At 35.1% G+C, this 9,782-nt stretch carries 14 protein-coding genes and 2 pseudogenes; 2 read left to right on the top strand and 14 right to left on the bottom strand.

Translation table 11 applies throughout. The features are described 5' to 3' along the window. On the bottom strand, nt 1–1,144 hold a 1,144-nt coding region (locus tag K7I92_RS07215), incomplete at its 3' end, for a PTS transporter subunit EIIC (RefSeq protein ID WP_220282601.1). Between the two features lie 110 nt (nt 1,145–1,254). Between K7I92_RS07215 and K7I92_RS07220 the strand changes: the two genes are divergently transcribed. Beyond that, entirely contained in the window at nt 1,255–2,253 is a 999-nt protein-coding gene (locus tag K7I92_RS07220) for an AraC family transcriptional regulator (RefSeq protein WP_203245135.1), read from the top strand. Between the two features lie 237 nt (nt 2,254–2,490). Here K7I92_RS07220 and K7I92_RS07225 read toward each other — a convergent pair whose 3' ends face one another. Further along, nucleotides 2,491–3,045: a chromate transporter gene (locus K7I92_RS07225; protein ID WP_220282247.1), complete on the bottom strand. Its 555-nt coding sequence runs from the start codon at nt 3,043–3,045 to the stop codon at nt 2,491–2,493. Between the two features lie 11 nt (nt 3,046–3,056). Next, the gene (locus K7I92_RS07230) at nt 3,057–3,623 is read right to left on the bottom strand and encodes a chromate transporter (RefSeq protein ID WP_203245132.1); all 567 of its coding nucleotides are present in this window, start codon (nt 3,621–3,623) and stop codon (nt 3,057–3,059) included. A gap of 330 nt (nt 3,624–3,953) precedes the next feature. Here K7I92_RS07230 and K7I92_RS07235 point away from each other — a divergent pair, with 330 nt between their 5' ends. Beyond that, a complete protein-coding gene (locus K7I92_RS07235; protein WP_220282248.1) occupies nt 3,954–4,796 on the top strand; it encodes a pyridoxamine kinase in 843 nt (280 codons plus the stop codon). Between the two features lie 32 nt (nt 4,797–4,828). Here K7I92_RS07235 and K7I92_RS07575 read toward each other — a convergent pair whose 3' ends face one another. From K7I92_RS07575 to K7I92_RS07280, 11 genes and pseudogenes are all read right to left on the bottom strand, one after another. Continuing rightward, nucleotides 4,829–4,951 carry a hypothetical protein gene (locus K7I92_RS07575; RefSeq protein ID WP_255594339.1) on the bottom strand — a complete coding sequence of 41 codons (123 nt, stop codon included), beginning with the start codon at nt 4,949–4,951 and terminating at the stop codon, nt 4,829–4,831. Between the two features lie 606 nt (nt 4,952–5,557). After that, entirely contained in the window at nt 5,558–5,791 is a 234-nt protein-coding gene (locus K7I92_RS07240; RefSeq protein WP_220282249.1) for a recombinase family protein, read from the bottom strand. A gap of 73 nt (nt 5,792–5,864) precedes the next feature. Further along, entirely contained in the window at nt 5,865–5,987 is a 123-nt protein-coding gene (locus K7I92_RS07580; protein ID WP_255520666.1) for a hypothetical protein, read from the bottom strand. A 115-nt stretch (nt 5,988–6,102) separates the two neighbouring features. After that, nucleotides 6,103–6,489, bottom strand: a complete 387-nt coding sequence (locus K7I92_RS07245; protein WP_220282602.1) for a hypothetical protein — start codon at nt 6,487–6,489, stop codon at nt 6,103–6,105. Between the two features lie 62 nt (nt 6,490–6,551). Next, nucleotides 6,552–6,996, bottom strand: a pseudogene (locus tag K7I92_RS07710) (CbrC family protein). A 74-nt stretch (nt 6,997–7,070) separates the two neighbouring features. Beyond that, the gene (locus K7I92_RS07260) at nt 7,071–7,394 is read right to left on the bottom strand and encodes a hypothetical protein (RefSeq protein WP_220282252.1); all 324 of its coding nucleotides are present in this window, start codon (nt 7,392–7,394) and stop codon (nt 7,071–7,073) included. A 131-nt stretch (nt 7,395–7,525) separates the two neighbouring features. Then, nucleotides 7,526–8,185 (bottom strand): hypothetical protein, encoded by a 660-nt coding sequence (locus K7I92_RS07265; protein WP_220282253.1) that lies wholly within the window; start codon nt 8,183–8,185, stop codon nt 7,526–7,528. Between the two features lie 53 nt (nt 8,186–8,238). Beyond that, nucleotides 8,239–8,625 carry a hypothetical protein gene (locus K7I92_RS07270; RefSeq protein ID WP_220282250.1) on the bottom strand — a complete coding sequence of 129 codons (387 nt, stop codon included), beginning with the start codon at nt 8,623–8,625 and terminating at the stop codon, nt 8,239–8,241. A gap of 62 nt (nt 8,626–8,687) precedes the next feature. After that, the gene (locus K7I92_RS07715) at nt 8,688–8,822 is read right to left on the bottom strand and encodes a CbrC family protein (RefSeq protein WP_370627463.1); all 135 of its coding nucleotides are present in this window, start codon (nt 8,820–8,822) and stop codon (nt 8,688–8,690) included. Nucleotides 8,823–8,868: 46 nt separating this feature from the next. Beyond that, nucleotides 8,869–9,162: pseudogene (locus tag K7I92_RS07720) on the bottom strand (Fic family protein); the annotation flags it as partial. After that, nucleotides 9,163–9,549, bottom strand: coding sequence for a Fic/DOC family N-terminal domain-containing protein (locus tag K7I92_RS07280; protein WP_220282595.1), 387 nt, complete (start codon nt 9,547–9,549; stop codon nt 9,163–9,165). Between the last annotated feature and the right edge of the window lie 233 nt (nt 9,550–9,782).

Here is a 9,782-nt window from a genome sequence, read left to right on the forward strand (position 1 = left end):
TACCATAAATCGATGGTTCTGTGATACCAAACACAGAGGAAATAAGCGCTGGCCAACCAAGTGATTTCACCTTCGATTCTTTTGTCTTCATAAGGATAGCTAAAAGCACGCCTGTTTGTGTAAAGGCAACAATAGCGTTAGGAACTAAAATTGTCGCCCATCCATTTTGCGAGAACTGCAAAATTCCTAAAGGAACAATTGCCCAGTGTAAGCCAAACATAACCAAGATTTGCCACATACCGGCCATTACGAAGCCATATAAAATTGGACTGAAAGATAAAATACTCGTGAATCCTTGCGAAAGAAGATCGGAAAGGATATTAGCAACCGGTCCAATAATCATAAATGATAGTGGAACTGTTAAAATGATTGTTACGAATGGTGCTAGAAACATCTTGATGAAGTCCGGTGAATGTTTCTTTACAATTCTTTCAATATGTGACGCAAACCAAATAGCTAAGATAATTGGCACAACGGTAGATAAGTAATTACCGGCTGTCGGTAAGCTAAATGGAATACCAAATATCGTTGTTATTCCTACCTTTTTCAAAGCGGCAACACCGGCCGGTAAAGTGGGATATACTAATGCCGCTCCAATAGCTGTAGCGGTAAATTCAGACATTTTGAATTTTCTTGCGGCTGTAATAGCCAAAATAATCGGTAAAAATTGATACAATCCATCGCCGGCGGCGTTTAACAATAAAGCCAAGATTGAATTTTGTGGAGTAATAGCCCACACTGCTTTCAACAGTGCAACAACACCCTTGATAATACCGGCGGCGGCCATAGCCCCTAATACTGGTTGGAAAATACCCGAAATCACATCAATTAATCGGTTGAAAATATTTCCTTTTGTGACAACGAATTCTTCTTCCTCTACTTCTCTGCCAACCGTAATGCCTTCTTTTACGACAGCAGCATAAACATCCGGAACATGATTACCAATCACCACTTGGTATTGACCACTCGCTTGTACAACCGTAACAATACCCTCACGTTTTTTAAGATACTCTGTATCTGCTTTCGATTCATCTTTTAGTTTGAAGCGAAGGCGAGTAACACAATGTCTTAAATCAATAACATTCTCTTTTCCACCAACATGCTTAACAATGTCAGCAGCCAATGCAGAATAATCTTTCCCCATAGTATGTTCCTCCTTTATCCCTTAACAATTTTATTCTACCTCATAAATATCCTCATCTAAATTCCAGAAAGAAAGGTATTTCTTATCAAAAAGTAAGATATAATATTTTTATGGATCAAGAAATTAAAAACTTAGAAAAAAAACTATTTACACATACTGAAAATGAATTGTATTACCTTAGTCATGCTGGTAGTTATTCCAAAAAGTATGAACTGGGCTATTCAAAAAGAAAGTTTATTAAAGGAAAAGAAGTGATTGAGGTTACAACAAGGCAATTAGAAAATTCACCTTTATTCATTCGTAAGGATTCTCGTTATAATTTTATGCCTTTTCATATCTTTACCAATTTGAATGTGAATTATATTTATTCAGGTAAATGTGCGTATTTTATTGAAGATAAAGAAATTATTCTTGAAGAAGGAGATATTTGTTTCTTTGATACACAGGTTGTAAGAGCTAAGATGAAACCGAAATTCAAAGATATTATCATCAATATTGTTATGTCCAATGATTATTTCAAATCACTTTTAACGGTCAATACGAACAATACTTTATCTACTTTTATGAACAAGGCTCTTTACTCCAATGAAAGTCATGATAACTACATTATTTTTAAGACTGCTAAAAATCCAAAAATTAGACACTTATTTCAATATTTATTAATTGAATACTATGAAGATAATCCTTATAAGTTGTATTCTATTCAAAACTATTTTTCTATCATCTTACTTGAATTGTTCAATCCTAAAAACGATTATTTGACTTCAACGGTTCATTTTTCCGATCAAAAATCCAATCATGTTTTTAATATCGTTAATTATTTGAACAATAACTACAAAACAGCTACTTTAACACAAGTGGCTAAGCTATTTGGCTATCATGAAAAATATTTGTCTAACTTATTAAAGAAGAACTATGGCAAAACATTTAAAGAAATTCAAATTGATAATAAAATTTTAGAGGTTGAAAAATATCTTCTGAACAGTTCCTTAACGATTGAAAAAATTGCTGAGAATACTGGTTTTTCTAATCTTAATATCCTGTACAAGTATTTTAAAGACAAGAATGGTGTTTCACCGAATCAATTCCGTAGAAATCATGATAAGTGATTTTCAACTGGTTAAACTATAGATTATTTTCAGAGATAAATTGCTTTTTGGGGGTTTTAAAAATCAATCTATCTGTTTTCTTATCTTCGATGCACTGGAATTATTCCTTTTACTTTTTTTATTCAATGAACAAATACTTTTTTCTTGAATTTTAAGAATACAACTTATCATCCGTTCCATTATAAAAAAGCTAGCCTTATAACACGAGGTAATGGCAACCTTCTTAAAGTGAATTATTTATAAAATCATTGTGTAAACAAATGTTCCAATTACTGCTGTCCCAAAAATAATTTGTACTGGACCAACTTTCTTTTTACGCAACAAGATAAGTGACACCACAAATAAGACTAGTTCTACCCACTGTATATCTGCATTAGTTATGTGCCAAAGTGAATGAATTTTAAAACAGGATAACAATAAAATAGTTATACCCACTCCAGCAATCATTGCAATTACTGCCAATCGTACTTCTTCTAAGATATTCCGAACAATTGATAATCCACGATATTTTTTGTATGCCCATGCCAGCAATAGGACAATAAGCAAAGATGGTGTAATACAACCCAGTGTACAAACAATCGCTCCGGGCATGCCGGCTATCTTCTGCCCAACAAATGTCGCGCTATTAACAGCTATAGGTCCCGGTGTCATTTCTGCGATTGTTACTAAATCCGAATATTCCGAAAAAGTTAACCACTTCTTGCCTTCGACCACAAGAGACTGAATAAGTGGCATTGCAGCATAACCACCACCAAATGAAAACAAGCCAATTTGAAAATAGGTTAGAAACATTTCAATAAATATCATGATATCTCCCCTTTTAAGAAATTCATTGCAATACCCAAAATAATAAATAATAAAATAATTGTAATGGTACCAATACTAAAGAAATAGACTGCTATAAATGCAACCGACATCAAAAAAATATGAATTCTATTCCTTGCATGAATCACTAAACTTCCAAGATCAATAACAACATCTATAATTATTGCTGTTATACCTGCACGCATAACACGTAAAGCTGTTTGTGCTACCGCATTAGTAGAAAATGCCTCATATATCATACAAACAATTGTAATGATAACTATTGGCGGAATAATTATCGCAAGAGTAGATAACAAAACACCCGTAATTCCGGCAACATGATACCCAAAAATAATCGCACTATTAACAGCAAGAGCTCCTGGCGCAGATTGAGCAATTGCGGTCATGTCCAGCACCTCATCTTCCCCAACCCAGTGCAATTCTTCACAAAATTTCTTTTTCATCATGCTGATGATGACAAATCCACCCCCAAAAGTAAATGCACTGATTAGCATCATTTCAAAAAATAACTTCATATAACTGAAATTCTCTTTTTTACTCATCATCGCTCTTATAATAATACACTTATAATTAGATAAATAGTTTCATTTCTCTTAATTCTTTGTTGCACAAAGGATTTTCTATTTCGTTGTGTCCTTTCCTCATTTAGAATATCTTCTAAAAATTTCCAATGGTAGAAATAGGATTAGTTCATATCAATAATCGATATTTCATGCCTTTTCATATGCCCTATTTTTCCCCTAATGATAACTTTCTTTTGTTACTTTCATTCTAACTTATCTCTCTCAACACAACTAATTCTGTATAAGAATACTATCATGCAATGGTATTTTCATACAAAACCATTATAATGATGGTATTGGAGAATAGTTTATATGAAAAAAATTATTACAATGCAGGATGTTTCCTGTGTAGGAAAGTGTTCATTAACGGTTGCTTTACCAATTCTTTCGGCAATAGGTATTGAAACAGCTGTTATCCCTACTGCTGTATTATCTACTCATACCATGTTTTCAGAATTCACCTTTCATGATTTAACAAGAGAAGTTGAACCGATTCTTGCCCATTGGCAAAAAGAAGGCTTTTCATTTAATGGAGTATACACTGGATACTTAGGGTCCTTTGCTCAGATTGAGTTAGCACAAAATTTATTTAATCAATTCGGCAAAAATGCTTTAAAGGTTGTCGATCCATGCATGGCAGATAATGGTGAATTATACCCCGGATTTGATGTTCCATTTGCTCATAAAATGGGTGAATTATGCGCTGTTGCAGATATAATTGTCCCCAATCTTACGGAAGCATCCTTCTTATTAGACATTCCTTATCAAGAAAAATATGATGAAGCTTATATTCAAGATGTTTTGCGTAAACTAACCGACCTTGGTTGTCCTACTGCTATTCTTACAGGTATTCAATTTGAACATGGCTCTATTGGTGCTTATGCATATGAAAAAGATAGCGATACCTTCACGAGTTACTTCAATCAAGAAGAACCGAGACATTTCCATGGTACTGGTGATATTTGGGCAAGTACTTTCAGTGGTGGACTTATACAAGGTTTATCATTGTTAAAAGCTATGACCCTTGCTTGTGATTATGTGAAAGAGTCTATTCATAAGACATTGGAAGAAGAAAATTATAATACCTATGGGGTTAACTTTGAACAAGCCATGCCATTCTTAATTAAATCACTTGATAATTACAATAAAGGCTAAAAAAGGAACGATTGTTCCTTTTTTAATGATTATTAAGTTTGAATACGATAATAATTAATAATATCATCTCTCTTTTCTAAAATATCTTGTTTATAAGAAAATTGCCATGGACTAGCATGATGAATAACATAGGTGATACCACGTTGATTTATCATATCTATGATCAAACTTTATTCGGTATTATCAAAGTAGACTTTTCAATTTCTTACTAAACGGAAATCTATATTATTATCTGACTTATTGATGGTATAACTCTGTGAGTTTTTTATAATATCCTGTTATCTCAGCTTCATTAAATCATAGCCGGAATCCAATATGCTTGTGATAGCATCCGCACAAACACCATATTCATCCTCAAAATATCCCGTCGCATTTCAAACCTCTATCTTATTTCTATCATTTAATGTAAGATATTTGCAATGACTCATAGTTCCTCCTTGGGTAATGGGATGTCTTCTCAAACACCACTATACCAAGGCTATGAGTCATTATTTAATTGTTGCATTTAGAGTGTAAATTCAAGATCCCACTAACCATATTGAAATATTTTTAATTGGGTATCTTACAATTTCATAAACGAAAAATAACAATCCCATAAATTTTCTGAAACATAAGATTAATGAATACCATAATCTATATTTTAAGTTTTCCATCATGATTTGACACCTTTCTTCGAACTATATTTTTTATTCTTTCTATGCACTGTTCCGTCTTCTAAAACTTCCATATTGTTGCGAGATACCATTTCAAGTTGAACTGCTTCAAATTGCTCTTTTACTCCAACGCTTTTTCCCTTTAGGTATCTTGATTTTCTTTTCTTCAAGCCTATTTATAATCCCACCAATGCTCAGTCCTTCTAAATACCAATCAAAAATATTTCTTGCGACTTTTGCTTCTACTTCATCAATGACAAGCATGCCATTTTTACCTTTTTTATAGCCATAGCAAACTCTACTATATAATCCTGATATTCCATTCTCTACCCTGTGTTTCAATCCTCAACGCATATTTTCACTTCTCCAATTATTTATAGTTCATCATTTACCGTTTCGGTATCAATTTTATCTTTCACAAAAATAATTCTTTTTCCCACGGTTTGAATTTTCTTATAGCTTCTAATTCATCTTTAGTATCATAATCAAAACAACTTATACCTTTAGTTAATACTATATCTATATTTCCTTTTTGCATTCTCTTATCATTCCGGAAAACTCTTTCCAAGGAACCGATTTTTTCTTAGTTTCCACTATCATTAACCTATTTTCCTTCACTTACTTTATCTCGTGAACCTTCACTCTGTTCTTCTTCAGCTGCTTCTTAATCTGAGACAGTCTCTCTTCAGTACCCTTATCCTTTCCAATAATGATACCCTTGTTTCTCCCTTTTTTCTCACAAACTCTATAAAATATCTGTGACCATTTAGATGCCTTCTGCGCACAAAGTGTATATCAACCGCTTCGAGCTCCTTCAAAGGAATCACTCGGTTCCCCGGAACAATACCGCTATAAATATATAAATTTCCATTTGCGATATGCATAGGCTCTGAAAATTTTCCGCCACTCTTGCTGACCATCACAAGCTTGCGTATCAACGATACAAGAAGGACAGTTCCAACTGTAAATAGCACAATTTTAAAGAGATTATTGTCCCATGTCTGCTTTATTCCTATCAAAAAATATGGATATATCTTCATTAAAATTCCTCCGAATTCGTCTTTCGCTTTAATATGCCAGATTCACCTATCAACCGTACAAATTAACTCGCATCGACATAGATATCGCCATCTTTGTATAGGTACTCTCTGATATCGGTATATTCTGATCTCATCTCGTACTCTTCTATAACCTCATCTGCAATACCCATCTCCTCAAGCTCCTTTGTGCCAACTGTTCCTAGATATGCGCAGTAGTCGTTACAGCATGATAGCCAGTGCTCTCCCTGCCAGCTCATATAGCCTGGAGTTCTTTCAAATAACTCCTTCGACTTCTCCTTCCCATTCGGCATCCTGCACGAATTCCGCATCGAATTCTTTAGCTGCCTCACCACTAGCTATACACTCCGGGCATAAGTACTCAATCTCTCCAACACAATAAGGAAACGAACTATAGTATATCCTTCCTATTACCGTTTTGTTCTCGCAAATGCACAATCCCATTAAATATATCACGTTTACATGTGATTTATCGAGTGTCTGAGTCATTTTATCGCTATTTACATGCTATTTTTCGCTCTATATGTAAACTTTTATGGGCTTCATCCGATTTCATTTAATATCTACGCTATCTTCTCGACGCCACACTTATAAGGCACAACCGCATCAGCAAGTCTACTTAGCACTTCACCTGAAGTAAATGCTTCTGGATATCCAATCTTGAGGCTGATGCTCATGCAGCTTCCACCTCTATCTATATCCAAGGTTTCAACGCTAGTTCTCTCGTCCCCGGCGATAAGGTTAATCTCCGAGTTGATTCCGTAAGGCTCTTTGTCGAAGAGCTTTAGGAACATGTCGTCGAACCTATTTGCTGTAACTGTGTATCCCCCTAATCTCTCGGGGAGTACCGGCATATTAACTCTAACTTTCATTTCTCTATTTCCCATTGTGTCCTCCCATTTCCTTCGATTTATTTTGATTTACCATGGTTAAATCCATTAATCTGTGCCCAGTATAATACCCTTTTCATCTTCCGGATTCAAGGGGTTTAACTAGGTGTTGATTTTAATTCGTCGTATTAACAGTAATCGGGGATTTTGTCTCCGCACATTATCTTTACATATGTGTTATATACTTCCGGAATCGGTCTACCGAGGTAAATCTCAAGCTCCGGATTTACATTTTTCCCCAGAAGGCTACACAAGTATAGCCGCTCATTCAAGCCCGGGTACATCTCGACTGACATTGTTTCTATATTTTCCACCATCGGCCAATCTGCTTCTTTTAAATCAGACTTAACCATCGTATGATAGAGTCCGCACGGTGCATTGTTCTTGCTATTATCTATCATATCTCTTTCAACCAATGCTAGTCGTGTACCGAGAATTACCACACTTCGCTTTACTCCATCAACGATAATTTCTCGACTTCTGTGACCGAGCCCTTCTGTATGAATCCATCTGGTTGGAAGCTCGTAGTCAGAAAGCGACTCTACACCTTTAATGCGCTCGATGGGACTGTGCGCTTTCCACTGACGCGTAACCGCATGACAGAACAGCACCTTATCAGTTGACAAAGTCACACCTTCCCACGAGTTATCCTCGCTAAAAAGGTTAAAGAAAACCATGTATGGCGATTTTACCATCTGCGCCAATATGTATCTCCCATCTCGAAGGTACACCGATATGACTTTCCCTTCTTTCCAAGGAACCGATTTTTTCTTAGTTTCCACTATCATTAACCTATTTTCCTTCACTTACTTTATCTCGTGAACCTTCACTCTGTTCTTCTTCAGCTGCTTCTTAATCTGAGACAGTCTCTCTTCAGTACCCTTATCCTTTCCAATAATGATACCCTTGTTTCTCCCTTTTTTCTCACAAACTCTATAAAATATCTGTGACCATTTAGATGCCTTTCGCGCACAAAGTGTATATCAACCGCTTCGAGCTCCTTCAAAGGAATCACTCGGTTCCCCGGAACAATACCGCTATGAATATATAAATTTCCATTGGCGATATGCATAGGCTCTGAAAATTTTCCGCCACTCTTGCTGACCATCACAAGCTTGCGTATCAACGATACAAGAAGGACAGTTCCAACTGTAAATAGCACAATTTTAAAGAGATTATTGTCCCATGTCTGCTTTATTCCTATCAAAAAATATGGATATATCTTCATTAAAATTCCTCCAAATTCGTCTTTCGCTTTAATATGCCAGATTCACCTATCAACCGTACAAATTAACTCGCATCGACATAGATGTGGTATTTACCGCAGTGTAGACAGCGAAATAAATATCCACACATATCGCCATCTTTGTATAGGTACTCTCTGATATCGGTGTATTCTGATCTCATCTCGTACTCTTCTATAATATAAAGATGGCGTTTTTATGACTTTTTTCTCCAGTAAGTATAACACGATTAGTAATCTTCCAATGCGTCCATTTCCATCTAAAAATGGATGTATAGATTCAAACTGATAATGAATAAGTGCGATTCTGATTAAATCATCTAACGCATCCTCTGCATTCATGTATTTTTCTAAATCGGACAAAGACTCTTTCATGGATAAAACATTCGGCGGTATATACCTTGCTGTTTTTATCGTAGAACCTGCCCCACCTATCCGGTTTTGGCTTTGTCGAAACTCTCCGGGATTTTTTTCTTTTCCCCTTACTCCGGATAGCAATACTTTATGAGTCTCTAAAAGCAATCAATTACACAAAGGTAATGTTTCCAATCTTTTTATTGCATATTTGCTAGCTTTAATATAGTTAACAACATCATCCACATCTGCATTGATGTTTTCATCGATATTGGGATTAAAAATATCTTCTAATGTTGCCTGTGTACCTTCAATTTGCGATGAAAGAAGTGCCTCTTTTTGAACATACATGGAAATAAACAAATCAATATTAGGGATATTGGTCGCTCTATCATCAAGTATTGCTAATACTTTATGAGCCTTTATTAATTTCTCTGTAATATCACTGTCAACTTCTATTAACGGATTTGGAGGTAATTTGGAAGGATAAAAAGAAAAATATGCCATGTCCCCTGACAATTGTTTTTTTAAAGTTCCTGCTCTTTCCTTTTTCATCTATCATCTCTCCTTTTTTGAAATACTATCAAGATTATATCACCCTTATTTCAGAAAACTTGATTTTCTGAAATAAGGGTGATCTTTCCCTATCTATATTTCAAAAACTTATATCTTACATAAACAAAATAGCTCTGCCATCATAAACACTTTCTGTATTTACATTTCCACACCTAATTGCTCTATTTAGCGCCATAATTGTTACGATTTCACCATCAATCTAAGAACCGGTT

Origin of the sequence: Bulleidia sp. zg-1013 (assembly GCF_019798045.1) — a bacterium.
Classification (GTDB): Bacteria; Bacillota_I; Bacilli_A; order Erysipelotrichales; family Erysipelotrichaceae; genus Bulleidia.